This window comes from Candidatus Poriferisodalis sp. (assembly GCF_965205175.1).
Classification (GTDB): Bacteria; Actinomycetota; Acidimicrobiia; order Acidimicrobiales; family Poriferisodalaceae; genus Poriferisodalis.
Map to the genome: position 1 here is coordinate 1,641,613 of NZ_OZ242038.1, position 24,411 is coordinate 1,666,023.

At 69.0% G+C, this 24,411-nt stretch carries 20 protein-coding genes; 7 read left to right on the forward strand and 13 right to left on the reverse strand.

Going from position 1 to position 24,411, the window contains the following annotated elements; translation table 11 throughout:
- Window positions 1–102 precede the first annotated feature (102 nt).
- The 3 genes from ACOGI4_RS07250 to ACOGI4_RS07260 are packed head-to-tail and all read left to right on the forward strand — an operon-like array spanning window position 103 to window position 3,760.
- Complete coding sequence (locus ACOGI4_RS07250; RefSeq protein ID WP_419841012.1) at window positions 103–1,509, forward strand: sugar transferase; 1,407 nt, start codon at window positions 103–105, stop codon at window positions 1,507–1,509.
- Complete coding sequence (locus ACOGI4_RS07255; protein ID WP_419841013.1) at window positions 1,506–2,558, forward strand: glycosyltransferase family 2 protein; 1,053 nt, start codon at window positions 1,506–1,508, stop codon at window positions 2,556–2,558. Before ACOGI4_RS07250 ends, ACOGI4_RS07255 begins: the two co-directional genes overlap by 4 nt.
- Complete coding sequence (locus ACOGI4_RS07260; RefSeq protein WP_419841014.1) at window positions 2,555–3,760, forward strand: CaiB/BaiF CoA transferase family protein; 1,206 nt, start codon at window positions 2,555–2,557, stop codon at window positions 3,758–3,760. The genes ACOGI4_RS07255 and ACOGI4_RS07260 overlap by 4 nt, the downstream gene beginning before the upstream one ends.
- A gap of 48 nt (window positions 3,761–3,808) precedes the next feature.
- Here the strand turns inward: ACOGI4_RS07260 and ACOGI4_RS07265 are convergent, their stop codons facing one another.
- The 3 genes from ACOGI4_RS07265 to ACOGI4_RS07275 form a co-directional block, all read right to left on the reverse strand.
- Window positions 3,809–5,143, reverse strand: a complete 1,335-nt coding sequence (locus ACOGI4_RS07265) for a bifunctional o-acetylhomoserine/o-acetylserine sulfhydrylase (protein WP_419841015.1) — start codon at window positions 5,141–5,143, stop codon at window positions 3,809–3,811.
- A 123-nt stretch (window positions 5,144–5,266) separates the two neighbouring features.
- Window positions 5,267–6,304 (reverse strand): D-2-hydroxyacid dehydrogenase, encoded by a 1,038-nt coding sequence (locus tag ACOGI4_RS07270; protein ID WP_419841016.1) that lies wholly within the window; start codon window positions 6,302–6,304, stop codon window positions 5,267–5,269.
- Window positions 6,301–7,077: a 2-keto-4-pentenoate hydratase gene (locus ACOGI4_RS07275; protein ID WP_419841017.1), complete on the reverse strand. Its 777-nt coding sequence runs from the start codon at window positions 7,075–7,077 to the stop codon at window positions 6,301–6,303. The genes ACOGI4_RS07270 and ACOGI4_RS07275 overlap by 4 nt, the downstream gene beginning before the upstream one ends.
- Before the next feature lie 116 nt (window positions 7,078–7,193).
- On the opposite strand from ACOGI4_RS07275, the gene ACOGI4_RS07280 reads away from it, so the two are divergent.
- A complete protein-coding gene (locus ACOGI4_RS07280) occupies window positions 7,194–7,667 on the forward strand; it encodes an ArsI/CadI family heavy metal resistance metalloenzyme (protein ID WP_419841018.1) in 474 nt (157 codons plus the stop codon).
- 48 nt (window positions 7,668–7,715) lie between these two features.
- Here ACOGI4_RS07280 and ACOGI4_RS07285 read toward each other — a convergent pair whose 3' ends face one another.
- From ACOGI4_RS07285 to ACOGI4_RS07305, 5 genes are read right to left on the reverse strand one after another with little or no spacing between them, the layout of a single operon-like run.
- Entirely contained in the window at window positions 7,716–8,537 is an 822-nt protein-coding gene (locus ACOGI4_RS07285; RefSeq protein WP_419841019.1) for an acyl-CoA thioesterase, read from the reverse strand.
- On the reverse strand, window positions 8,537–9,382 hold the full coding sequence (locus ACOGI4_RS07290; protein WP_419841020.1) for an enoyl-CoA hydratase/isomerase family protein: 846 nt from the start codon (window positions 9,380–9,382) through the stop codon (window positions 8,537–8,539). The genes ACOGI4_RS07285 and ACOGI4_RS07290 overlap by 1 nt, the downstream gene beginning before the upstream one ends.
- A 1-nt stretch (window position 9,383) precedes the next feature.
- Window positions 9,384–10,502 (reverse strand): acyl-CoA dehydrogenase family protein, encoded by a 1,119-nt coding sequence (locus ACOGI4_RS07295; RefSeq protein WP_419841021.1) that lies wholly within the window; start codon window positions 10,500–10,502, stop codon window positions 9,384–9,386.
- The gene (locus ACOGI4_RS07300) at window positions 10,499–11,650 is read right to left on the reverse strand and encodes an acyl-CoA dehydrogenase family protein (protein WP_419841022.1); all 1,152 of its coding nucleotides are present in this window, start codon (window positions 11,648–11,650) and stop codon (window positions 10,499–10,501) included. The genes ACOGI4_RS07295 and ACOGI4_RS07300 overlap by 4 nt, the downstream gene beginning before the upstream one ends.
- A gap of 23 nt (window positions 11,651–11,673) precedes the next feature.
- Entirely contained in the window at window positions 11,674–13,278 is a 1,605-nt protein-coding gene (locus ACOGI4_RS07305; RefSeq protein ID WP_419841023.1) for an NAD(P)-binding domain-containing protein, read from the reverse strand.
- Between the two features lie 98 nt (window positions 13,279–13,376).
- Here ACOGI4_RS07305 and ACOGI4_RS07310 point away from each other — a divergent pair, with 98 nt between their 5' ends.
- On the forward strand, window positions 13,377–14,963 hold the full coding sequence (locus ACOGI4_RS07310) for an amidase (RefSeq protein ID WP_419841024.1): 1,587 nt from the start codon (window positions 13,377–13,379) through the stop codon (window positions 14,961–14,963).
- Here ACOGI4_RS07310 and ACOGI4_RS07315 read toward each other — a convergent pair.
- Entirely contained in the window at window positions 14,953–17,418 is a 2,466-nt protein-coding gene (locus ACOGI4_RS07315; RefSeq protein WP_419841025.1) for a hydantoinase/oxoprolinase N-terminal domain-containing protein, read from the reverse strand. The two genes, ACOGI4_RS07310 and ACOGI4_RS07315, sit on opposite strands and share 11 nt — an antisense overlap.
- Before the next feature lie 153 nt (window positions 17,419–17,571).
- Here ACOGI4_RS07315 and ACOGI4_RS07320 point away from each other — a divergent pair, with 153 nt between their 5' ends.
- Both ACOGI4_RS07320 and ACOGI4_RS07325 read left to right on the forward strand, forming a co-directional pair.
- Window positions 17,572–17,979 carry a rhodanese-like domain-containing protein gene (locus ACOGI4_RS07320; RefSeq protein WP_419841026.1) on the forward strand — a complete coding sequence of 136 codons (408 nt, stop codon included), beginning with the start codon at window positions 17,572–17,574 and terminating at the stop codon, window positions 17,977–17,979.
- A gap of 45 nt (window positions 17,980–18,024) precedes the next feature.
- The gene (locus ACOGI4_RS07325) at window positions 18,025–20,352 is read left to right on the forward strand and encodes a N,N-dimethylformamidase beta subunit family domain-containing protein (protein WP_419841027.1); all 2,328 of its coding nucleotides are present in this window, start codon (window positions 18,025–18,027) and stop codon (window positions 20,350–20,352) included.
- Between the two features lie 105 nt (window positions 20,353–20,457).
- Here ACOGI4_RS07325 and ACOGI4_RS07330 read toward each other — a convergent pair whose 3' ends face one another.
- The 4 genes from ACOGI4_RS07330 to modA form a co-directional block, all read right to left on the reverse strand.
- Complete coding sequence (locus ACOGI4_RS07330; protein ID WP_419841028.1) at window positions 20,458–21,183, reverse strand: hypothetical protein; 726 nt, start codon at window positions 21,181–21,183, stop codon at window positions 20,458–20,460.
- A gap of 162 nt (window positions 21,184–21,345) precedes the next feature.
- Complete coding sequence (locus tag ACOGI4_RS07335) at window positions 21,346–22,584, reverse strand: sulfate/molybdate ABC transporter ATP-binding protein (protein WP_419841029.1); 1,239 nt, start codon at window positions 22,582–22,584, stop codon at window positions 21,346–21,348.
- A complete protein-coding gene (modB, locus tag ACOGI4_RS07340; protein ID WP_419841030.1) occupies window positions 22,581–23,426 on the reverse strand; it encodes a molybdate ABC transporter permease subunit in 846 nt (281 codons plus the stop codon). Before modB ends, ACOGI4_RS07335 begins: the two co-directional genes overlap by 4 nt.
- A gap of 84 nt (window positions 23,427–23,510) precedes the next feature.
- The gene (modA, locus tag ACOGI4_RS07345; protein ID WP_419841031.1) at window positions 23,511–24,308 is read right to left on the reverse strand and encodes a molybdate ABC transporter substrate-binding protein; all 798 of its coding nucleotides are present in this window, start codon (window positions 24,306–24,308) and stop codon (window positions 23,511–23,513) included.
- Between the last annotated feature and the right edge of the window lie 103 nt (window positions 24,309–24,411).

A 24,411-nucleotide genomic window follows, 5' to 3' on the forward strand; every position in this document is an offset into this window, starting at 1 on the left:
GACCCGTCGTTTCCGGTCGCCTGATGCCAGCGGCTGCTGTGGTGGCTGCGATGCAGATGGCCGCACTCATCGTCCGAAGAGGCGCAGCGTAGTATCGGCCAGATGTTGGTCCAAGAGCGTCTTGGACGCCCGGACGTCGACGCGGACAGCGAAGCGCTCGCGACAGCATGCAACCATGAACTCCGCGTGAACGTGCCGGCGGCGTCTGCCAAGCGGCGAGGATTCCGCTGCTTGTACTTGGTCGATGCCGCGACGCTGTTCGTGGCGATGGCGGCCATCACGGTGGCGCGCTTCGGGTTTGACTGGCCGACGTACCCCCGCTCGCACTACTTCGTCGGCTTCGCGATCGCGACCTTGTTGCACATGACCGTCTATTACTTCGGCGGGCTGTACGAATTCGAGCAGCGGATCGGGCATCGGCCATGGCTGCCGCGCGCCTTGCTGCTGACGTTGGTGGCGGTGGGCTGCGACGCCACGGTCACGCTGCTGACGGGCCGGTACCTGATGCCCCGGGGAAATCTGGTCGTGCTCGCAGTGGCGGGCGCTGTGCTGATCTCGTTCAACCGCTGGGGCGCGCGGCGCGTACGCCTGCTGCGGGCCGGCAAACCTCGCATGCTGCTGGTCGGCTCGCCCGGCGACATCGCTTCGGCTGTGCAGCACCTCGCCGACGCCGAGACCGACGCGGTGATCGCGGGCAGCGTCACCGATCCCGCGTTGATCGTGGCCGAAGTCGATCGCCTCGGGGCAACCGAGCTGCTGCTGGTGTCAGACCAAGCGCTGGGGATCGTCTATCCCGAGCCTCTCGGCGAACTCGAACGACGAGACGTCGGCGTCTTTCGCTTGATTGCGCCGGCGGACACGCTGCTGGGGCTCCAGCGCACTCGTCAGATCGGGGGGATGCCGTTCGTGGCGCTGCGAGAGCATGCGCTGCCGGCGTCCCGCCTGCGCTTCAAGCGGCTCTTGGACCTCGCATACCTGGCGCTGTTGGCGCCGATCGCGCTGCCACTGGCTGCAGCCGTAGCCCTCTATGTCAGAGTCGTGGGCGGCCGCGGGGTGCTTTACCGACAAGAGCGTGTGGGGCGAGCAGGAGTGCCGTTCGTGCTCGTGAAGTTCCGCACGATGGAGCGCGACGCGGAGGCCGACGGTCCGGTGCTGGCTGCCTCAAACGATCCGCGGGTGACGAACGGCATGAGCTGGCTGCGCCGCACGCGCCTGGACGAGCTGCCGCAGCTGTGGAACGTGCTGACCGGCACCATGTCGCTGGTGGGCCCCCGGCCTGAGCGACCGCAGATTGTTGCACGGCTCGAAGGCGAGATTGCCGGCTACGCCCGTAGGCACGATGTGCCGCCCGGCATCACCGGCCTCGCACAGACGCAGGCCCACTACCAGACCGACCCCGGTTACAAGCTCGGCCACGACTTGCAGTACGTCGTCAACTGGTCGCCGGTGCTGGACTGGGAAATTCTGGCGAAGAGCCTCGTCGTCATGGCCCGACGCAACGCCCGGTGAACGCGCCGGCAACGGGCGTCGCGCTGCATGTCGCCGCTCGCCGGCCGCCTGTCAGCGTGGTGATTCCGGCGCGCGACTGTGCGGCCCAGCTCGGCGAGTGCTTGGAGGCCGTGAACGCGCAGATCTACACAGGCAAGCTCGACGTGCTAGTGGCGGTCGCGCCCAGCTCTGATGACACTGCGCTGTGCGCTCGCAACGCCAGATGTGCGTGGCCGTTGCAGGTCGTCGAGAACCCCGCCGGCACGACGTCGTCGGGTCTCAACCTGGCGATCGGCGCTGCCACCGGCGAGGTCATCGTGCGAGTGGACGCCCAAGCGAGACTCCCGCCCGACTACGTCGAGCGGGCGGTGGCCGCCATGGAGCGCACCGGCGCTGCCAACGTCGGCGGCGTGCAGCGGCCGGTCGGTGGTTGCAAGGTGAGCCGGATCATCGCGGCGGCGTTGGCGTCGCCCTTCGGCGGAGGCCCCGCCGCCTTCAGGCGAGGGCGCACTGAGGGGCCGGTGGACACCGTCTACCTCGGCGTGTTCGACGCAGCGGCGCTTGCGTGCGTGGGCGGCTTCGACGAGTCGCTGGAGCGAAATCAGGACTACGAGCTCAACTGGCGTCTGCGCGAGCAGGGTCTCTTGGTGTGGCTCGACCCGAGCTTGGTCGTCGACTACCAGCCTCGTTCCAGCTGGGCGGGGCTGGCGCGTCAGTACTTCGACTACGGCGCAGCAAAGCGCGTGGTGATCAGCCGTCACCCGCGCTCGACGCGGCCGCGTCAGCTTGTCGCGCCCGCACTCGCCATCGGCTTGGCGCTGTCGGCTGTCGAACTGGCGCGTGGCAGGCGCCGTGGGGGCATCGTGCCGGTTGTCTACCTCGGTGCATGCACACTGGCCGCCTCCCGGCTGCGCTCGAAGCTGCCGGCATGGTCCGATCGCGTGAGGGCGACGGCGGCCTTCGCCGTCATGCACCTGGCGTGGGGTGCAGGCATGCTGTGCGGCAGGCCCAGGTGGCATCGCAAGCGCACCGGGCGCGCGTCTCGGCGTCATCGGGGCGCGGGCCGGTGAACCTCCCGTCGTCGCAGCAATTGCCACATGCCGACGATCTGCCGCTCGCGGACATCACCGTGCTCGATCTGACCATCGCGCGTGCAGGGCCCACCGCCGTGCGCCAGCTGGCGGACTGGGGCGCTGAGGTGATCCGCGTGGATGCGCCCGTGAACGGATTCGAGGAGGGGCGCACCGCGTCGCCGGACTACCTCAACATCCATCGCAACAAGCGCTCGGTGGTCATCGATCTGAAACATCCGTCGGGCCGAGCGCTGCTTCACCGGCTCGTGCGTCACGCCGACGTGCTGATCGAGAATCTGCGGCCGTCTGTCAAGCATCGGCTGGGTTTCGACTGGAACACGCTCCATGGGCTGAACCCTGGGCTCGTGATGGGGTCGATCTCGGGCTTCGGCCAGGACGGCCCGTATGCCACGCGCGGAGGTGTGGACCAGATCGCCCAGGGCCTCGGCGGCATGATGGCGGTGACGGGCGTGCCCGGACACGGCCCGGTGCGTGCCGGGGTGGCGATCAGCGACGTCACCGCCGGATTGCAGCTCGCTATCGGCGTGCTGGTCGCGCTCGTGGAGCGGCAGCGCACCGGCGAAGGCCGCTGGGTACACACCTCGCTGCTGGAGTCGATGATCGGCATGCTCGACTTTCAGGCAGCGCGCTGGACCGTGGCGGGAGAGGATCCGCCCCAGGCCGGCAACGACCATCCCACCATGATCCCCATGGGGACCTACCAGGCAGCCGACGGGCACCTCAACATCGCGGCACCCGGCGGACGACTGTGGCGCGCATTCTGCTCCGAGATCGGCCGCCCGGACCTGCCGGACGACGAACGGTTCTGCTCGGCGAAGCTGCGCTCGGCCAACCGCAGCGAGCTGAACGACATCATCGGCGAGCGGCTCGGCGGGGCGAGCTGCGACGAATGGGTCGAACGACTCAATGCTGCCGGCGTTCCGTGCGGACGCGTCAACAGCGTCGCCGAAGCGTTCGCGGATCCGCAGGTCCGCCATCTCGGCATGGCCGCGCCGGTGCATCACCCGACATTGGGCGATATCCGCGTTGTGCGCAATGCCACGCAGATCGACGGGGTGTCGGGTGCCATCCGCCGTCCCAGCCCCGCGCAGGGCGAGCACACCGAGGAGATCCTGCGCCAGTTCGGCTTGGATCCCGACGAGATTGCCGCCCTACGCGAAGCGGGTGCCGTCAGCTAGCTGTGCTGTGCCGGCCCGAGCTGTGCCGGCCCGAGCGAGCTGCTGAGCTCAGAGGGCAGCAGCGGCTTCGAAGCCGCTGTCGAGATCCGCGATGATGTCGTCGACGGTCTCGATGCCGACCGACAGCCGCACCAGATTCGGCTCGACTCCCGTGTCGGACTGCTCCTGCGGATTCAGCTGGCTGTGCGTCGTGCTAGCCGGATGGATCGCCAGGCTGCGGACGTCGCCGATGTTGGCGACGTGGCTGTGCAGCCGCAGGCTCTCCACGAACTTCTGGCCGGCCTTGAGGCCGCCGTCGATGCCGAAGGCGAGCACCGAGCCTGCGCCGTTGGGCAGGTACTTGCGCGCGAGGCCGTGGTAGGGACTCGACGCCAGACCCGCGTAGAGCACCCATTCGACCTGCGGATGGCCCTCGAGGTACTCAGCGACCGCCACAGCGTTGGCCACGTGCCGCTCCATGCGCAGCGACAGCGTCTCGATGCCCTGCAGGAACAAGAACGCGTTCATCGGCGACACTGCGGCACCGATGTCGCGCAAGAGCTGCAGCCTGGCCTTGAGGATGAACGATCCGGCGCCCAGCGCAGGCCAGTAGGCCAGCCCGTGGTAGCTGGGATCGGGCTCGGTGAACATCGGATGCCGTCCTGACGCGCCGAAGTCGAACGAGCCGCCGTCGACGATCAGTCCGCCGATCGACGTGCCGTGACCGCCGATGAACTTCGTCGCGGAGTGAACCACGATGTCTGCCCCGTGCGCCAGCGGTCGACACAGGTACGGCGAGGGGACCGTGTTGTCCACGATCAGCGGAACACCTGCACGGTGCGCGGCGTCCGCGACCGCCTCGAAGTCCAAGATGTCGTTCTTGGGGTTGCCGATGGACTCGCCGTAGAAGGCCTTCGTATTCTCCTGCACGGCGTCTCGCCACGAGTCGATGTCGTCGGGATCCTGGACGAAGGTGACCTCGATGCCCATCTTGGGCAGCGTGTAGTGGAACAGGTTGTAGGTGCCCCCGTACAGGGACGGGCTCGCGACGAGGTGATCGCCCGCCTCCGCCAAGTTGAGCACTGCCAACGTCTCCGCCGCCTGCCCCGAAGCCAGCGCCAGCGCGCCGGGAAGTCCCACTGCGGTGCGCACGCCGCCCTCGAGCGCGCTGATGCGCTCTTCGAGCACGTGCTGGGTCGGGTTCATGATGCGGGTGTAGATGTTGCCGATCTCGGCCAGACCGAACAGGTTCTGCGCATGCTCGGAGCTGTCGAAAGTGAACGACGTGGTCTGGTAGATCGGCACGGCGCGGGCGTTGGTGGCGCTGTCCGGCGCTTGGCCCGCATGGACCATTCGTGTTTCGAATCCCAGCTCTGCGAGTGGGTCTGTGGGTGTTGTGCTCATGTCGAGCTCCATTTCTTACGCCCCATAAGGCGGGCAATGCCTGACTCGGCGGATTTGCCGAGTGCGCAACACTGTACAGGCGAAACCTGACGCAACAGGTCAGCTTTTGCGATGTTCCCCGGTCTAGAACCCCGACAGCTTGTCCACGACGCCCTCGAGCGGGCGACCGTGCCGCAGCGCGAGCAGGTTGCGGCAGAACCGTTCCAGGTTGCGCTGCGCCCGATGCTGGCTCGCGCCGGCGGTGTGGGGCGTCATGACGCAGTGTTCGAAGCCCCACAGCGGGCTGCGGGCATCGAGCGGCTCCACTGGCGCTACATCGAGGGCGGCGCCGCCGATCCGGCCGGCAGCCAGGGCGCGCTCCAGCGATGGCCCGTCGATGATCTCGCCGCGGGTGACGTTCAACAAGATGGCGCCGTCGGGCATCGTCGCGAACATGTCGTCATCGAACATGTTCCTGGTCGCGTCGGTGAGGGGCAGCCCTAGGGCCAGAACATCGCTCGTGGCCACGATGTCGCGCAGCGAGTCGGGCCCGCCGACCGATTCGACGCCGTCGCTCGGCGGCACCGGGAATAGGTCCATGGCCTGCACCCGCATGCCGAACGCCACTGCGCGGCGGGCGAGATGGCGGCCCGTGCCGCCGAAGCCCAGGATGCCCATCGTCAGTCCTTCGAGTTCCAGCTCGCGCCTGCGCATGTGCTCGCGGACATCGTGATCCCACGCCTCGGGGCCGAGCTTGACGGCGGTGGCGATGCGCCGCACCAGCGCCAGCAGCAGCCCGAAGGCGTGGTCTGCCAAGTGGCTGCCCACCAGACCCTTCTCGCCGGTGAGCACGACGTCGCTCTCCACGAACTTCGGGTACATGAACATGTCCACGCCCGATGCCGTCGCGTGGACCCAGCGCAGACGGGGCGCCGCGTCGAACAGCCATTCGGGCACGATGCCCAGAATCACCTGAGCGTCCGCGGCCACCGCCACGCCGTCTCGCGGCCGGTCCACGATGTTCACCACGGCGCCCGGCCCGGCGGCCTCGCGTATCGCGGTCGCATCGGCCGAAGTGACGTCGGGCAGCGTGAGCGTCTTGGTCACGAGCACGTTGAGCGGCGCCTCAGGCCGCTCTAGCTGTGTCGGGAGCAGCGTCGGGCCACAGAGGCCGGCGCTCACGCGATGACCGCCTCGACGTCGCCGATGCCCGCATAGCGAGCCTGCCAGCGCTGACCCGCCTCGACTCGGAAGCGGGCGTACGCGCCGGTGATCACGCGTTGACCAGGTTCGAGCGCCAAGCCATAGCGGTGCAGCGTTGCCGCCAGACAGGCAATGGACAGGTAGGGATTGTCCACCTCGTCGCCTGCCGTGCAGGCCAGTCGCTCCTCGCCGTCGCAGGTCACCGTCACGATGCAACGGTCGAGCTCGGTCGCGGGCGGAACCAGTGCCCCCGAGCCTTGCACCGCTGCCCAGTTCGTGAGGTTGTCGGCGACGAGCAGGGCGATGCAGCCCCCGACGGTCACCCGCGCCTCGTTGATCTCGAACCCCGCGCACACCTTGGCGATTCGTGCGGGCACCGCAGCCGGGTCGACGTCGTGGCCTGCGATGCGATCGCCGATGACGAAGCACAGTTCGGGCTCGATGCTGGCGTGACGGATCTCGCTCGACGGGATGACTGCGGGCGATGCCAGCACACGGTTGAGGTGCCCGAAGGGCCGCTCGTCGACGCCGACCGCGATGCGGGCTCGATCCGAGGTGAGACCGACCTTCCAGCCCACGTGGATGGCCCCGGCAGCGACGGCTCGCCGCTGCATCTCGCACTGAATGGCGAGGCCGTCCTCGAAGCTCAGCTTGGCAAAGATCTCGGTCGGTGCATCGCCCCCGCCGGCGAGGTAGGCAGCTAGCGCCTCTGCTGCGGCGAGCTGTGCGGCGTTGATCAGCGGCGCGGTCACAGCGGGGCACCTTAGAGCTTGAGAGGCTGGAGAACGTAACAGGTCGCCGCGGCTGGTGAGTGAGCGTGTCCGGCATCGTCTCGCGCGGTGTGCCGCACGCTCCCTAATGTGGGGTCGTGAGGTTGCAGCTGGCGCTCAACGTGGACGACATCGACGAAGCGGTCGACTTCTACTCGCGGTTGTTCGGTGCCGAACCGGCCAAGCGGCGAGCGGGGTATGCGAACTTCGCCCTCGACGAGCCGCCGCTCAAGCTGGTGCTGTTCGAATCGGCCGGCGCAGGCGGCACCATCAACCATCTCGGCGTCGAGACCGAATCTGCGAGCGAGGTGGAGCACGCTCATGCCCGCATGGCCGAGGCCGGTCTCACCACCTCCACCATCGATGAGACCATGTGCTGCTACGCCGAGAAAGTGGAGACGTGGGCCACTGATCCCCATGGCATCGAGTGGGAGTGGTACGTCAAGCAGGGCGATGCCGAGGTCATGGCCAACGTGGTGCTCTCGCGCCGAGGCGACGGCCTGGAACGTGTGAGCCAAGGGCCTTCAGGCCAAGGATCATCGAGCCGCTCAGCAGACCGCTGCTGCGCGTAGCCGTCAGCGCAGCGGACACGAGGCTGAACGTGCCCGACGTTGTGGCTGTCAGCCCTTGGGCTTGCGTTCGCGCAGCAGCACCTCTTGAGCGATCGTCGCGATGTGGCGGCCGTCGGTCGCGAACAAATTGCCCACCGTCATGCCCCGTGCACTGGTGAGGCCGTGGCAGTCGAACTGGTACAGGTGCCACTCGTCGGCCCGCAGCGGGCGGTGGAACCACATCGCGTGATCCAGCGAAGCGCCCATGAACGACGCTTGGTACTGCCCCGGGGGCACCTGCAAGGGGTGCAGCGAACGCGCCGCGTCGAACTGAATGGCGTCGGAGGTGAATGCCAGCCCGCAGATGTGCAGGCGCGCGTCGTCGTCGATCGGGTCGGTGATGCGAACCCAGCCCATCGACTGGCCTGACCCCGGATAGCTGTGCAATCGGCGCCGTTCCATGATCCAGGGCCAGCGCTCGTCGTCGCTGTCACGGCAGTCGTCCGGGCTCGGCGCGAGCGGCATGCGTGCCGTCTGGACTTCGGCGTCCTGCTCGGCCACGTGGAACGAGCACGACAGGTTCAAGATCGCGCCCCCGCTCTGGCGGGCCACGACCGCACGGGTGCAAAATGAGCGGCCGTTGCGGAGCCGGTCCACCTCGTAGCGAACCGGCTCGTCCAGTGTTCCGCCACGTATGAAGTAGGCGTGTACCGAGTGCAGCGCGAATTCCTCGTCGACGGTTCCGAACGCCGCCCACAGGCCCTGCGCGATGACTTGTCCGCCGTAGATCCGGCCCCACAGGTACTCGGGGCTGACGCCCACGTAGGTATCGGGCCCGTGCTGTTCGAGGAACATCATCTCGCCGTAGGTCGTCGGCGCGGCGGTGTTCATCAGCTGCGCGTGAAGTTGGGCGTGCGGCGCTCGTTGACGGCGCTGACGCCCTCGCGCCAGTCGTCGGTGGAGCGCAGGCGGTCCTGCTCGGCCTTCTCGTGATCGGTGGCCGCCTTGACGGCGTCGGCCAAGTGGCCGCGCATGGTGTGGCGGATGGACTCGACGGCCAGTGGCGCAGACACGGCGATCTGATGGGCGAAGCCGTACGCGGCTCGGCGCAGCTCCGCCAGCGGGACCAGCTCGTCGGCCAGACCGATCTCGACAGCCTCGTCGCCCTTGACGCGTCGGCCGCTGTAGAGCAGGTCCAGTGCCCGCTGATGTCCCACCAGGCGAGGCAGTGTCACCGTCAGACCGAAGCCGTGATGAAAGCCCAGCCGAGCGAAATTGGCGCTGAACCGGGCTTCGGGTGCAGCGATGCGGAAGTCGGGGAAGCAGGCCACGCCCAGCCCGCCTCCCACTGCCGCTCCCTGAATCGCGGCCACCACCGGCTTGCGCTGGGAGAACAGCTCGAACGCTGCGTCGTAGAGATGACGCCGACCGCCGCTACCGTCCGCAGCAGCGACGGTGCCGCCACGCTCGCCGTCGCTGCCGAACTGCGCCCCGGCGCAGAAGTTCTTGCCCTCCGAGCACAAGACACTGGCCCGGCACCGGTCCTCGGCGTCAAGGTCGCCGAATGCGGCCGCCAAGCTGTCGATCAGCTCCAAGTCGAAGAAGTTGTGAGGCGGTCGACCGATCTCCACGACCGCGACATGGTCCCCGCTGAGCTGGACCGAGACATCTCCGTACCGACCGAAATCGTCGAAGGCAGCCTCGAATGTCGGCTCGGCTTCCGGCAAACGGTTCATGTCAGCCCAGGCCTGCGGTTCCTGCGGTGATGAGCGGATACAGGCCGTCTGCGCCGACGCCGGTGGCCATCTGTCCGAGCACGCCCGCCCAGTGTGCGTCCGAGCCGTACTCCTTGCGCCAGCTCCACAACCGACGGCTGAAGTGGTGCAGCGGATACTCCTGGGTCATGCCCATCGCGCCGTGAGCCTGGTGGCAAGCCTTCGTGGCCCGCGCCGCCGCCTGATTGGCTACCAGCTTGGCGGCGGCAATCTCGAATCGTGCGTCCCCTCGGGTTGCCTCACGTGCCGCTGCCTCGGCTGCCATGCGCACCAGCGCGGCATCCTGCGCTGCCCACACGAGGTGCTGCTGCACGGCTTGGAAGCGTGCCACCGGTCGGCCGAACTGGACTCGCTCATTCGTGTAGCTGACCGTCAGCTGGCACATCTTCTCGATGGCGCCCGCCATCAGCGCTGCTCGCGACAGCGCGCCGCGCTGCGCCAGCGCGGCGGCGTCGACTCCGTCGGGCGCGGGTGCCGCGTGACCTGTGGCGCCATCGAAGCGGACCGTGTCGCGGGGCTCGCCCGCCATGTTGGGCAGCGGCGCGATCGCGCACTGATCTGCGGGTACGCAGACCACCCACGTGTGCCCGTCGTGTTCGCAGACGCACGCGATGACCTCGGAGATGCGCGCCCATGGCACTCTGCGGGCCTCGCCGGTCAGCCTCGCGATGCCGTCGTCGGCGATCTCCACCGAGCAGCTCCCGCAGCCAGACCAGCCGCCGTCGGCCGTCCGCGGCGGCAAGACGGTGACCAAGCCGTCCGGGCGCTCGAGTCCCGCTTGTGCCAGCAGCCAGCCGCCCAGCATGCCGTGCTCGGCAGCCGGAATCGGTGCCGCGTGGTAGCCGACCAAGCGCAGCACCTCCATGGCTTCTGCGAGCGTGCCGCCCGATCCGCCGGCGCGCTCAGGGATCGCGATGAGGTCGAATCCGGTGGCGCAGAACGCCTCCCAGAGGTCGGGTGCGCAGCCGGCTTCCTCGGCGGCCTGCGCCGCTTCGTGCGTACACCATTCGCCGAACAGCCGATCAGCGGTCTCGGTGACCAGCTCGTCCACCACGACCGGCGCCGGCGCAGGTACCTTCATGCGGGCAGTCCTTGGAGTCCCTTGGAGGCCACCGAGCGCAGGATCTCGATGGTGCCGCCCCGGATCGTGTTGCCTGGGAACGTCACCACGCACTGCGCCAGCAGACGTTCGAACAGCGATGCGGATTCCGGCGAGTACTCCTCGTCGACGAGCTGCACCAACTGCTCGACGACTTCCTGCTCGAAGCGGGTGCCCATCTCCTTCACCAACGCGGATTCCACCGACGGCGCCTCGCCCTCGTCGATCAGCCGTGCCACCGAAAGCGACAGGTTCCGGATGCCCCACCAGCGGGCGGCCAGCTCGCCGAGCAGATCAGATGCTGCGTCGCCGAGCGGCGTGCCAGCCGCTTCGCGCAGCAGCTGCTCCACGGTCGAGAACGGCGACAGCCAGCGGTCGGGTCCGCCGCGCTCGTAGGCCATCTCGGTGGTGTTCTGGTGCCAGCCCATGCCCGGCTGGCCCACCACATTGCCATCCGGCACGAACACGTCGTGGAACGTCACCTCGTTGAAGTGATGGCTGCCGTCCAGAAACGGGATCGGGCTGATGTCGAGGCCCGGCGATCGCAGATCGATCAGGAACTGCGACAGTCCGGCGTGCTTGTTGCCGTCCTCCATGGGCGCCGTGCGCAGCAAGCAGATGAACCAGTCGTTCACGTGGGCCATCGACGTCCAGATCTTGGTGCCGTTGACCACCCAGCCGTCTTCGGCCCGCTCAGCCCGCGTCGACACCGATGCCAAATCCGAGCCGCTGTCGGGTTCGCTCATGCCGATGGAGAAGCCCAGCTCGCCCCGGCAGATCGCCGGCAGGAACCGCTCGCGCTGCTCGTCGGTGCCGAACTTCCAGATGACCGCGCCGGTCTGGCGGTCTGCCACCCAGTGGTGTCCGACCGGGGCCCCCCAGCGCAGCATCTCCTCGACCACGATGAAGCGCTGCACCGCGGTGCGATCCGCGCCGCCCCAGCGCGACGGCAGCGCCATGCCCACCCAACCCCGTGCGGCCATCTTGGCGGAGAATTCGCGGTCGTGATCCGCGGCCATGCCCAAGCACGGGACGTGACTGCCGGGCGGCAGCTCCGCGGCCAAGAACTCGCGCACCTCTGCTTGCAGTTCCAGTTCAGGTCCGGTCAGCTCGGTGGGTGTGAATCTCATCAGCGGCCTCTGCAGAATCGGGGTCAGGCGACGGCGAAGCCGCGGTAGTTGTCGGCCGCCACGTCCTCGCACACCTCCACGTAGGGCGGGAAGCCGGGCAGCGGCATGAACACCCGCGTCTTGCCGGGAATGTTCGCTCCCAGGTACCACGAGTTGCAGGTCGGGTACAGCGTGAGGTCTGCGACGGCATTGACGTGGTCCACCCAAGATGCCTCGGCATCGGGTTCCGCCTCGATGGTGGCGGCGCCGCGCTCGCGCAGCTCGACGAGACAGCGCCCAATCCACTCGACGTGCTGCTCGATGGACGGAATCATGTTGGTGAGCACTGACGGGCTGCCGGGACCCGAGACGGTGAACAGGTTCGGAAAACCGGCGATGCCCAGTCCCAAGTACGTACGCGGTCCTGCATCCCAGTGGTCAGCCAGCCGCCTGCCGCTGCGTCCGGTGATGTTCATGCGCAGCAGCGTGCCGGTCATCGCGTCGAAGCCAGTCGCATACACGATGGCATCGGCTGGGTACTCCTGACCGTCGACCACCACGCCGGCGGCACAGATGCGCTCGATGGGCGTCTGCGACACGTCCACCAAGCGCACATGCGGCTGGTTGAACGTCTCGTAGTAGCGGGTGTCGAGGCACGGCCGCTTGCAGGCGATGGTGTTGTGCGGCGTGAGCAGGGCAGCGACCTCGGGATCGTCCACGATGTCGGCGATCTTGCCGCGCACGAACGCTGCGATGCGTTCGTTCGACTCGGCGTCGAACACGATGTCGCCGTAGCCGCGGTAGAACGTGAAGCCGCCCACCGCCCATCGCTCTTCCATACGCCGGGCGAACTCGTCTTCGGTCGCTTCCTTGGCAAGATCCTCGCTGTCGGGCAGCCGTTGCAACATGGCTGCCCGCTGGTCGAGCATCTCGGCCCGCCGCTCGCGGTAGCTGGCCTTCCAGTCGGCCTGCTCGGCCGGGTCGAGCGGCTGGTTGCGAGCCGGGACCGAGTAGTTCGGCGTGCGCTGGAACACCGTCAGCGCCGCGCACTCCTCCGCAATGACCGGGATGGCCTGAATGGCCGAGGACCCGGTGCCGATCACCGCCACCGACTGGCCGCCGAAGTCCACGCCCTCGTGCGGCCAGCTGCCTGTGTGGTACGTGGCGCCGGCGAAGGTCTGCGCGCCTTCGAACACCGGCTCGTTGGTGGTGGACAAGCAACCGGTGGCCATCACCACGAAGCGCGCCCGATAGACGCCGCGGTCAGTCAGCAGCAGCCACTGGCGTGCCTCGTCGTCCCAGTCGGCTTGCTCCACGGTGGTGTCGAAGCGGATGTCGCGGCGCAGGTCGTAGCGGTCGGCGACATGGTTGGCGTAGCGCAGGATCTCGGGCTGGCCCGAATAGCGCTCGGACCATTCCCATTCCTGCTCGAGTTGGGGATCGAACGAGTAGGAGTACTGCATCGACTCGACGTCGCAGCGGGCGCCGGGGTACCGGTTCCAGTACCACGTGCCGCCCACCCCGCCCGCCCGCTCGACCACGACAGCGTCGAAGCCCAGCTCGCGCAGCCGGTGGAGCATGAACATGCCGGCGAATCCCGCGCCGACCACTACGACATCGTGGACACCGGCCACGTCCTCGCTGCTCACGGGCGCACAGGCTAGCGAAGGGCTGCCGAATGGGCCCGGGCGAAGTGATCGCGCCAGGTAACAGCCGACGTCGGCTGGCGATGTGCAACGCTGTGGTGATGACTCAGACTCAGCCGTGCGACCTGTCGGCGACACGTGCGCTGGAGCTGATGGGTGCCGGGGAGCTGTCCGCGACGGAGTTGCTGGAGTCCTGCTTGGAGCGGGTCGCGGCGGTCGATCCGGCAGTGAACGCGCTGATCGGCCGCGATGACGACGCGGCGCGGGCGACGGCCCGTCGGATCGACAGCGTCCGTGTACGGGGCGAGCCGCTCGGCCCGCTGGCCGGCCTGCCGGTGGCGATCAAGGACATCCAGGCAACCGCCGGTCTGATGACGACCTACGGCGCGGTGCCGTTCGCCCGCCATGTGCCCGATGCCGACGACGGCATCGTGGCCCGCGTGCGCGGTGCCGGTGCCGTCGTCATCGGCAAGACCAACACTCCCGAGCTGAGCATCGGCGCCAACACCGTCAACCGGCTCTTCGGCGCCACCGGCAACCCGTTCGACCCGTCGCTGACCTGCGGCGGCAGCTCCGGAGGTTCGGCAGTGGCGCTGGCGTGCGGGATGGCGCCGCTCGCCACAGGGTCGGACCACGGCGGCAGCCTGCGCATCCCTGCGTCGTACTGCGGGGTGGTCGCCCACCGCTCCACGCCCGGCACCGTGGCGCATGACGAGCGCACGATCGCCAGAACGAACTACAGCGTGCAGGGACCCATGGCCCGCACGGTCGGCGACGCAGCGTTGCTGCTGTCGGTGGTAGCTGGACGTGATCGCTCGTCCCGCCGTGATCCGATGGCGTTCCCCTTGGATGCTGCCGCCTTCGCCTCGGTGCCTGAGGTCGACGTGGCGGCGCTGCGGGTGGGTGTCAGCGCCGACTTGGGCGGACTGCTGGTGTCCGATGCGGTGCGAGAGGTCTTCGGGGACCGGGTCGAACGGCTGGCTGGGATGGCAGGTTCGGTGGAGCAGGCCGACGTCGACCTCAGCGACGCGCTGGAGGTGGACTGGCAGCTCCGGTCCGACGTGTTCGCGGTCAACTACCACCGCAGCATCCATCAGTTCGACCAGCAGGTCGACCACCAGTTCGACGACGACGTCCACATTCCGGCGAGCGGTGCTGACGGCGGCTTCAATCCGAACATCCGGGCCACCTACGACGAGGCGTTGAGCACCACCGTGCTCGACGTCGCCAAGGCTCGACGACGCCAGATCGACCTGTACCGAGCGGCCGACGCGTTGTTCGACACCTTCGACGTGCTGATATGTCCTGGCGTCAGCGTGCCGCCCTTCGACTGGCACCAGCTGTACCCCGCCGAGATCGACGGCCGGGCAGTGAGCAACTACATGGCGTGGCTCGGGCTGTCGGCTGCGCTCACCGTGGTGGGTCTGCCCACGACGGCGCTGCCGTGCGGTCGGGACGCGCAAGGCACGCCGTTCGGCCTGCAACTCGTGGGCCCGAGCTACAGCGACCGACGGCTCTTGGGCATTGCTGCAGCGCTCGAAGCCGCCTTCGCCGACGACCCGGTGACGGCGCGGCCAGTTCCCGACACTGCTTGGCTCTCGAGCATGCGCACGGCGTGCCGCAGCGAGGGGCGCCTGGTGCATGCCGCGGCTCCGTCATCTGCGCCGGTGCCGCCGGTTAGCCGCTAGTTCGTTCCACGCTGTGTGCGCGTGACGCGGGCGGGCCTGCGGCGGTGACCCGCAGCGTGGCCTCCACGAAGAGTTCGCGTCCGTTGCTCGGGGCGGTACGCGTCGCCCAGTCGACGGTGACGACAGGATCCGTGGCACCGGCCGCGACCGCATCGGACAGCGCCGCGTCAGTTGCTTGCGCGGTGGCCCAGGCGCGTGCGGCGTTGAGACTGTGCCACAGCGGAGGGTCGTCTCCCAAGTGGGCCCGGTAACTGCCGCGACGCGGGGCAGTCACGGTGATCCGCTTGGTGATCCGCACCTGGGCGACAGCTGCGCCGACGGCGTTGGCGACCTCGGCATGTGCTGGGACGACGGCCTCGGTGCCGAGCAGCGCCGCAGCGAGCGGGGCGTAGGTGCTCGCCGGGGCCCCGATGGCGATCACAGGAACCTGAGCGCCGATGTCGATACGTGACAGCCGAGGCGGCTCGGCCAGCCGCGGGACCTCCTGGCTGACGAGCCGGCCGGCGCTGCGTCGCGTGCCCTGGTCTGCGATTGCGGCGCTGCGCGGGTCGTCGGCGCCGAGCAAGCCCCACAGCGGCTCGTCGCGAAGGCTGGCGTCAGCGCCGTCGACGCCGCCGGCAGCGGTTCGGCCCCAAGCGCGACGGCGACGGTCCAGAGCTGCCTGCACGAACTGCTGGTCGATCTCGCTCCGCGCGACGCCGTCGGCACCGAGCGCTACGGCGAGCAGCGCTTCGGTGACGCTGCGCACCAACTGCTGCACGATACGACGGCACAGGTCGCCGGCCCCGCTGCCGATGCGCACGCCGTAGCGGTCGCATCGGCGGCTGAACAGCTCGGCGCCGGCCGTTGCAGCGTCGCCATCGCGCGTGGCGGCTGCGTCGATCAGTCCGAGCACGACGCAGGCGTCGGTCGGCGTCAGCGCTGCGCGCCGCACGAGACCGCCGCGTTCGAGTCGCTCCAGTGCGCTGCGCCCGCGAGCAGACCGCTGGAGTTCGTCAAGCGCAAGCGCGCCGCCGGCTTCGTCGAGCAGGCGGAGGACCTCGGCGTCGATGTCACCGCGGCCGGTGCGATCTGCATGCACCGTGTCGGGGACGGCGGCGCCCGCGCGCAGCAGCACTTGCCCGCATTCGGCGAGCGGTCGATCGACGCCGAGCTGGCGCATCAGCATCGGCATCACCACCCGCGGATGCCGCACGGCCGCGACGCACAACGGCATCACCCGTCGAGGCCCCACGGCCAGCTCCCCCCGGCGTCCATGAGGCGGAATCCAGATCTCGCTGTCGCCGCCCAGACCTACGGTCACCGTCGGCATCGCTGCGACCATCGTGGCGTGACCGCCTACCGTCGCTGTCTCGGCGCTGTCGCGGCTGCGGGTGCTCACCACGGCACCGCCACGGATTGCCGCGATGTCGGTGGTGGTGCCGCCGATGTCCACCACCAGCCCGGCCTCGTCAAGCGCTTCGCGGCTTGCTGGTGCAGATGCCGCAAGGTGACGGGCGCCGATGACGCTGGCCGCAGGCCCTGAATGCACGATCTCGATCGGACGTCGGATCGCGAACTCGGCTGCGGCCAAGGTGCCGTCTGCGCGCACCACCATCAGCGGAGCGTCCAGTTCCAGCGCGTCCATCGCTGCACGAATGGCTTCGGCGAAGCGAGCAGTCACCGGGATGAGCTGCGCGTTGAGCAGCGTCGTGACGGCGCGGCGAGGGCCGTCGAGCTTCGGGGTCAGTTCGTGGCTGCACGTCACCGGCTTGCCGCAGCGTTCGCGGATTGCGTCCCGGGCCTGACGTTCGTGGGCTGGGTTGCGAACGCTGAACTGCGCTGCGACGCCGTACGCCTCGACCGAGCCGTCGATGCGGCTGAGCCAGCCGACGAGCTCGTCGAGGTCGAGCGGTGCGAGTTCCTCGCCGTGGGCGTTGTGTCCGCCGTCGATGAGCACCACCGGTGCTGCGGCAAGCCGGCTGCCTGTGCCTGCTGAGCCTCGGGGGCTGGCGTCGGCGGCGGGGGCACCTTCGGACGGGCTGAGGATCGGCCCATCCATGAATGCAGCCATGTCCGCATACAGACCGACGCGGGCCAGCGCTTCGGGCGCCAAGCCGATGGCCACCAGCCCCGCAGGCCGCCCGGTGCCTTCGACGACCGCATTGGTGGCCAGCGTCGTGGAGACGGCCACGACCCCAATGTTGGCCGCAAGGTCTGCCGCCCCTATGTCCATGGCAGAGCGGTCCACGCCAGGGCGCCGCCCAGTCGCATCGCCCGATTCGCCGCATCGCGTCAAGACGTCGCGCATCGCCTCCACGACGCAGCCGCGAAGATCCTCGTGCCGAGTCGGGATCTTCGCCGACGCAAGGACCCGACGCGTGTCGGAGCAGTACACGACTGCGTCGGTGAAGGTGCCGCCGGTGTCGATGCCGAGGCACCAGGGGCTCGACGGCGTCCGGCGCGGCGTGGTCACCGCTTCCAGTGTGCCAGCCGTCCTCGCGTCACAGCTGCGGTCCCTGCGTCGGGCCGGCTCGGGCGGCTGGACGGCGGCGCTCGCATCGGTGAGACTGCAGCCAGTGACATCAACCCAGTGACATCAGCTCATCGAGAGCGCGAGGAGGAAGCCATGGGTGTCAAATCAGTCAACGAGATGGTCGCAGAGGCCAAGACCCGCATCGACAACATCTCACCGGCGGAGGCACACCGCCGCGTCACCGAGGAAGGCGCCCTGATCGTGGACATCCGAGACGTGCGCGAACTCCAGCGAGACGGCGCCATCCCTGGTGCGATGCACACGCCCCGGGGCATGCTCGAGTTCTGGGTCTCGCCCGACTCGCCCTACGCCAAAGCGGTCTTTGCTGAGGACCGCGAGTTCATCCTGTGCTGCGCCGGCGGCGCCCGCTCAGCCTTGTCTGCCGACACCATGCAGGACATGGGCGTGCCCAAGGTCAGCCATGTCGTGACCGGTTTCGGCGGCTGGCACGCAGACGGCATGCCGGTGACCGACTACGAGACGTTCAGATCGCAGCGCTGAGCGACGCGTGCGATCGCTCCTGCTCCGCCGCTGCGGCGTAGCGCCATGACAGGCTCGCCCAAGCAGATCACCGGCTACTGCGAGCCGTGGACCGTGCGTGCCGGCGAGTCGGTCCGGCTCATGGCGTCGTCGCATCAGCGAGGACCGGCCGAGGTGGACATCACGCAGATCGTCTGCGGCGACCCGACCCGCTACGGCCCCGGCTTCGACGAACGACCGGTTCCTGAGGCCGGCAGCGGGCAGTTGATCCTCGACGAGCAGCCGCTCACTCCCGGCTCCTACGGCGTCGCTGCACTCGACGGCCTGCCGAGCGTTGGGCGCCTCGGCCTGCGGTTGTGGGTGATGCCGACCTTGCTGGACCGCCCAGCGCGGATAGCGACCCTGTGCGCCCGAGTCGCCGCAACGCCTGTCACCGCAGCGCCAGTCCCAGCTGCGCCCGCCTCTGCAACGCCCGCTGAGACGCAGGCCGAGGCCTGGTTGCTGGTGGAGGCGCTTCGCCTGGAGCTGCGCGACGGGCGCGCTGTCGTGTCGAGCGCCGCAGTCGACGGCGGGCTGGAGGCGGTCATCGACGCTCGGCCGCTGACCCGCAATCGCTGGTACCTGTTCGACGCAGAACTGGACCTCGCGGCCGGCGTGTTGTGCGCTGGCATCGCCACTGCGCGCTCGGACTCGCCTGGACGCGACGCGACCGAGGGAGACCGGCTGAGCGACCTGGCGGCGCAGTCACTGGGTGCCGAGCCGGGCGGCGACACGCACGAAGGTGTGCGGTGGCACGGCGTGGGCACTACTGCCGGCTTCGAGCCGCAGGCGGGCGGCGGTGTGCTGGCGCCCGTGTCGCTGTGGCTGGCCGGCGGACCCGGAGGCGAACGATGCGACGGCCGGCTGGCACGGCCGATGCTGCGTTGCGGCGAGGCCGGCGTCTCCTGGGATTTCTCCGCCGACCCGGCGGGACGTTCCGTGCCCGCCGAGGTTGCCGGCTGCAGGGTCCAGTGCGGGCCGGTCGTGTTGCATCAACTGCCGACACGGGCGATCACCGGCCCCGCCTGGGACGGCACCGCACACCGCTGGAGCGACAACCTCTCGCACTACGACGCCGTACACTTCCATCACGACGACCTGTACGACGCGGGCTGGCACACCACTGTCGAGACGACCCTGCCGCACGATCTGACCAGCGGCATCTACGCCTTCCGAGTGCGCAGCGAGTTCGGCCAGGACCGTGTGCCCATCTTCGTCCGCCCCGCTGCCAGCGCGCCCACAGCCGATGTGGCGCTGCTGATGCCGACGGCCACCTACTTGGCCTATGCCAATCATCGGATGCTGTTCGAAGGCGCTGACTTCATTCCGACCAAGACTCGCCTGCGGCCCGAGCATGCCTACATCCGGGATCATCCCGAGCTGGGCCGCAGCCACTACGAGAAGCACCCCGACGGCAGCGGGGTGATGTTCAGCTCTCGCCGCCGACCGGTGCTCAACCTGCGTCCGGGGGCCGACGGCTGGAACTTCACACCTGACACCGACATCAATGCCTTCTTGGAGCATCTCGAGGTCGGCCACGACATCGTCACCGACGAAGATCTGCATGCAGAGGGCCTCGAAGCCATCGCCCCGTACCGAGTGCTGGTGACCGGCAGCCATCCCGAGTACTGGTCCACGGCCATGCTGGACGCGCTGGCCGACTGGCAGCGCGCCGGCGGTCGTCTGATGTATCTCGGCGGCAACGGCTTCTACTGGCGAGTGGCCTTCAGCGACGAGTGGCCGGGCGCCGTCGAGCTGCGCAGAGCAGAGGACGGAGTGCGGAACTGGCAGACCGGGCCGGGGGAGAGCTACCACGCCTGGGGCGGCGAGTACGGCGGACTGTGGCGCCGCCAAGGTCGGGCGCCGAATGAGATCTGCGGCGTCGGCTTCGCTGCGCAAGGGTTCGAGCAAGCCACGTGGTTCGTCCGTGATCCGGGTACCGACGCTTCGCGTGCCGCGTGGATTCTGGACGGGGTGCCGGGGGAGCGCATCGGCACCTCGGGGCTGGGGGGTGGCGCCGCCGGCCAGGAAGTCGACCGCTACGACGCACAGCTCGGCTCGCCGAGCCACGCCGTGGTGCTGGCCTCGGCCACGACGTTCGGACCCGACATGCTCCGCACCAAAGAGGAATTCGAAGCCTCTGTGTACGTTCCCACGCCCGATCCGATGGTGCGAGCGGACATCGTGTTCTATGAGACGCCCAACGGCGGAGCGGTGTTCTCGGTCGGGTCGATCTCGTGGTTCGGCGCATTGGCACGCGACGGATTCGACAACGACGTCGCACGCATCACGGCCAATGTGGTGCGACGCTTTGCGGACCCTGCGCCGTTCCCGATGCCGCCGGAATCACCGTGAGCCTGAGTCACCGTGAGTCAGCGGAGCGTCAGTTGAGACGGTGAGTTGAGTGCGTGAGCGTGCGTGCGTGGGAGTGCCGGCACGAGCGAGGCCCGGCTCGAACGTTCAGCTCCGGCTGCGCACCTGCTCTAGGAGCTCACTGACGCGGTTGGCCGCTGGGGCGTAGCCGGGATCCACCTCTGGGCCAGGCACGAACTCCGGAATATCGGCCCGCTCGGGGCCGGCAGGCGGTGCCGTGCGAGCCGGCGGCTCGTCAGTGCCGCCGACGGCATCCGTGCTAGTGGCGTCGTCGACCGCAGGGGCCGAGACAGCCGGTGCCGGCGCGGCTGTCGGTGCTGGCACCCCCGTCGCCGCTCGTGCAGTCTTGGAGCGGTTCAGCAGCGCCGCCAGCCGTGGGTCGTCGGCGCTATCGCTGCTGGCACTCGAGTCGCCGGTGCCCTTGGGGCCGGCGTTCTCATTGGTGGGCGGCGCGGCATCTGCCTCAGCCGCCGCAGGGGACATTGCAGCGGTTGCTTCGGCAGTATCGGCTGGGCTCGCAGCCGGCAGCCCGCGGGATTCCGCCGCTGCCGCTCGGGCTTCGGCCACGCGGGCTCGCTCTTGGGCTGCCTCGACTTCTGCACGCGCCCGTTTGGCTAGGAATTGCGGCCACTCGGCTTCGGGCACGAGCTTGCTGTGAGCCACCGAGATGGCCTCGACACCGTTGTCGAACCGCACGCGGTAGCGCTTGATCGCGAATCCGAGACCTCGACCGCACTTGCCCGGCGTGCCCTCGGGGATTCCGGGCAGGTCCTCTGTCGCCACTACTCGGGTGCCGCGCCGATATTCGCTCATGGCCCGGTTCCGCTGATCGGTGCGTTCATCGTTGCGGGAGCGTACCGGCCACGAGTGTCGGCTTCACTGAGACTGGTTCGCTGAGACTGGTTCGCTGAGACTGGGCACTGCGTCACACTGCGTCACAGGGACTTGACACTTCCGAACCGGCATCGTGGCCGCTCAGCGACCGACGTCGGGGGCGAGCTCGAGTTCTGTGGCCTTGACGGACGCCCACAGGCTGGTGCCGGGGCGAATCAGCAGCTCGTGCGCAGCGCCGGGCGTGATGTCGGCGGTGAGCGGCAACGGCGGTCCGAGCAGCACCCGAGTGATGTCGCCGAGCGGCTCGACGGCTTCGGTCGTGGTGCGCCAGACGTTGCGCGGGCTGCCGCTGGGCCGTTCGCGGTGCAGCGCAATCGCCCGAGGGTGAATCGTGATCAGGACGGGTCCGCGCACGCTCGTATCGGCAGCGTGCAGCACCATCTGGCTGCGGCCTTCGCCGCGACGGCTGCCGCGAGCGAGCGGGCCGGTCGCCGCCGAGCGGTCGCCGTCACTGTAGGCATCGCCAGGCTTCACCGTGATCTCGCCGCTGTTCGCGGTGCCGCGCATGAGGTTGATGCCGGACAGTTCGGCGGCGTATGGCGTTGCCGGCGCACGCCGCAGCTGAGTCGGTGTGCCTGACTGGGTGAGGCGACCGTGCTCGACGATGTGTACCCGGTCTGCCAGAACGAACGCATCGGCGGGATCGTGCGTGATCAGCAGACGCGGAATATTGAGCGGCACATCGGCGGTCGCAGGCAGTGGCATCGACGACGGGCCGGTGCCGGCGGCGTTGCGATTGCCGGTGAGATGCGCAGCCAAGTTGCGCCGCAAACGGTTGCGTGCTGACACATCCAGCGAGCCGAGCGGCTCGTCAGCCAGCAGCAGCAGCGGTTCGCAGGCCAGAGCACGTGCCAACGCCACCCGTTGACGTTGCCCGCCCGACAGGGCGCGAGGACGGCGCCGTCCGAGATCGCCAAGGTCCATGGCGTCGAGCCAGGGCTGGGCCCGAGCGCGAGCATCGGCTCGGCGCACGCCGCGCGCCGTCAAGCCGAATGCCACGTTGTCGAGCGCGCTGAGATGTTCGAACAGAACGAGTTCTTGGAACACCACGCCGATGCCGCGTTGTTCGGGCGGTACGAAATTTCCCGCCGACGGGTCGTCGAGGACGCGTTCGCCTAGGCGAACGATGCCGTCGTCGAGCGGCAGCAGCCCCGCCACGGCAGCCACAATGGTCGACTTGCCGGCCCCGTTCGGACCGAGCAGCGCCGCGGTCTCGCCCGCTTCGACCTGCACGTGTACGTCTAGGTCGAACTCACCGCGGCGCAGCCGAATCTGTGCATCCAGCGCGCCCGGAGCTGTGCCAGTGCCGGCGTCGCTCATCGGCTCGGCCACCAGCGGTCGCGCAGGGCGATGAGCAGTCCCAGCGACAGCGCCACCAGCACCAGGCTGATGGCGACCGCTGCGTCACGATCAGATTCGAGTGCCACGAACACGGCGAGCGGCAGCGTCTGGGTGCGGCCTCCGAGGTTGCCGGCGAACGTCACTGTCGCACCGAACTCACCGAGGGCTCGAGCCCATGCCAGCAACACGGCGACGGCTACAGCGGGGCCGATCATCGGCAGCGTGACCCGCCACAGCACGCGCAGCCGTGACGCCCCCAGCGTGGCGGCGGCGTGCTCGTAGCGCGGATCGAGGTTCCGGAGTGCACCTTCGACGGTCAGGATCACCATCGGTGTGGCCACGAAGGCGTTTGCCAAGATGACGCCCCAGATCGAGTACGGCAGCAGCAGGCCGGTGGCGTCGTGCAGCGGTCCGCCGACCACGCCCCGCCTGCCGAGCGCGAACAGCAGCGCTGCGCCGCCGACCACCGGCGGCAGCACCATGGGCAGTGTGACGAGGGCCCGCAGTGTTGTGCGTCCGCGAAATGGCGCGCGGGCGAGCACCCATGCCAGCGGTACGCCGACTGCGGCCGCGACGACTGCTGCTGCCACCGACGACACCACCGAGAGCGTTGCCGCATCGATCACGAACCTGCTTGACAGATGCGACCACAGGCCGGTCCACGGCGTCCGTGCCGCAAGCCCCACCACGGGCAGGGCGAACAGCACTCCGCCGCCGGCGGCAAGCACGGCTACCGGCCACGGCGGCAGCACGCGAGGCGTGCGGCGCGCCTCGTGCCCGCCGCGCCGGTGGATGCCAGATTCCGCAGCGTCGGCGTTCACGGGCGGCGAGCCCTGGGCCTGCGAGACATGCAGCGGCGAGTCTGGGCGTCGTGCGTCAGCCGGCTGAGCATCGTGGTCTGCGCATCACGGCGCTGCGAAGCCGAAGTCGGCGAACGCCCGATGTGCCGCCTCGGACTGCAGGTACGCGACGAACGCTTCGGCGCCGGCGAGGTGCGGAGCGTCTGATGGCACGCCGGCAGCGTAAGTCGCTTCGGGCGCCGTCCCCGCGGTCCATCCCAAGCTCACGATGGCTCGATTGTCGGCGGGCCGTGCGTCGCTCGCGTACACGACTGCTGCGTCGAGTTCGCCTGCTGCGAGCTTGGTGACCAGCGCTCGAACGTTTGGTTCCTCAGTATCGGGTGCCGGCTGGATTCCGGCTTGCGTCAGGCCCCGTCGGGCCAGCGCGCCGCAGGGCACCTCGGCCGCGCACAGTCCGATCAGCAGTTCCCGCCGTGCCAAGTCGGCGAGCGCTGCGACGCCGGCGTCGTTGCGGGCCGGCACGGCGAGCACCAGCGAATTGCGAGCCACGATCACTGGCCCGTGTGCCAAGCCGACATGGTCTTGAACGGTCTCGAGATGCATCGGGTCGGCAGGGATGAACACGTCGGCGGGAGCACCGGCGAGCACGTGCTCGCGCAGCGCCGCGCTGCCGGCCGCAACGACCTGCACCTTGAGGCCGGGGTGCGCCGTCTCGAATCCGTCGGCGAGCACTTCGGCCACCGGCAGCAACGAGGCGGCAACCAGCACATGCAACTCGCCGCTGAGCGCACCGCCGCTGGCGGGGTTGGTCTGGCTGTTGGCGCGAACCTGTGCGCATCCGGCGGCCAACACCCCGACGGCCGAGGCCCCGACAGCCGACAGCAACACGACTGTGAGCGCCAACGCGCCAACGGACGGCGGCTCGCTGCGTCTCCGGCACCGTCGACGGCGCCAGACACGGGCACGCTGGGTAGCTGCGGCCCTGCCATCCATTGGTGAGCCAGTG

Coding starts and splice junctions, on each gene's coding strand:
- ACOGI4_RS07250 (WP_419841012.1), top strand. CDS start 103: ATGTTGGTCCAAGAGCGTCTTGGACGCCCGGACGTCGACGCGGACAGC.
- ACOGI4_RS07265 (WP_419841015.1), bottom strand. CDS start 5,143: ATGAGCACAACACCCACAGACCCACTCGCAGAGCTGGGATTCGAAACA.
- ACOGI4_RS07285 (WP_419841019.1), bottom strand. CDS start 8,537: ATGAACACCGCCGCGCCGACGACCTACGGCGAGATGATGTTCCTCGAA.
- ACOGI4_RS07290 (WP_419841020.1), bottom strand. CDS start 9,382: ATGAACCGTTTGCCGGAAGCCGAGCCGACATTCGAGGCTGCCTTCGAC.
- ACOGI4_RS07295 (WP_419841021.1), bottom strand. CDS start 10,502: ATGAAGGTACCTGCGCCGGCGCCGGTCGTGGTGGACGAGCTGGTCACC.
- ACOGI4_RS07300 (WP_419841022.1), bottom strand. CDS start 11,650: ATGAGATTCACACCCACCGAGCTGACCGGACCTGAACTGGAACTGCAA.
- ACOGI4_RS07310 (WP_419841024.1), top strand. CDS start 13,377: ATGACTCAGACTCAGCCGTGCGACCTGTCGGCGACACGTGCGCTGGAG.
- ACOGI4_RS07320 (WP_419841026.1), top strand. CDS start 17,572: ATGGGTGTCAAATCAGTCAACGAGATGGTCGCAGAGGCCAAGACCCGC.
- ACOGI4_RS07325 (WP_419841027.1), top strand. CDS start 18,025: ATGACAGGCTCGCCCAAGCAGATCACCGGCTACTGCGAGCCGTGGACC.
- ACOGI4_RS07330 (WP_419841028.1), bottom strand. CDS start 21,183: ATGAGCGAATATCGGCGCGGCACCCGAGTAGTGGCGACAGAGGACCTG.
- ACOGI4_RS07335 (WP_419841029.1), bottom strand. CDS start 22,584: ATGAGCGACGCCGGCACTGGCACAGCTCCGGGCGCGCTGGATGCACAG.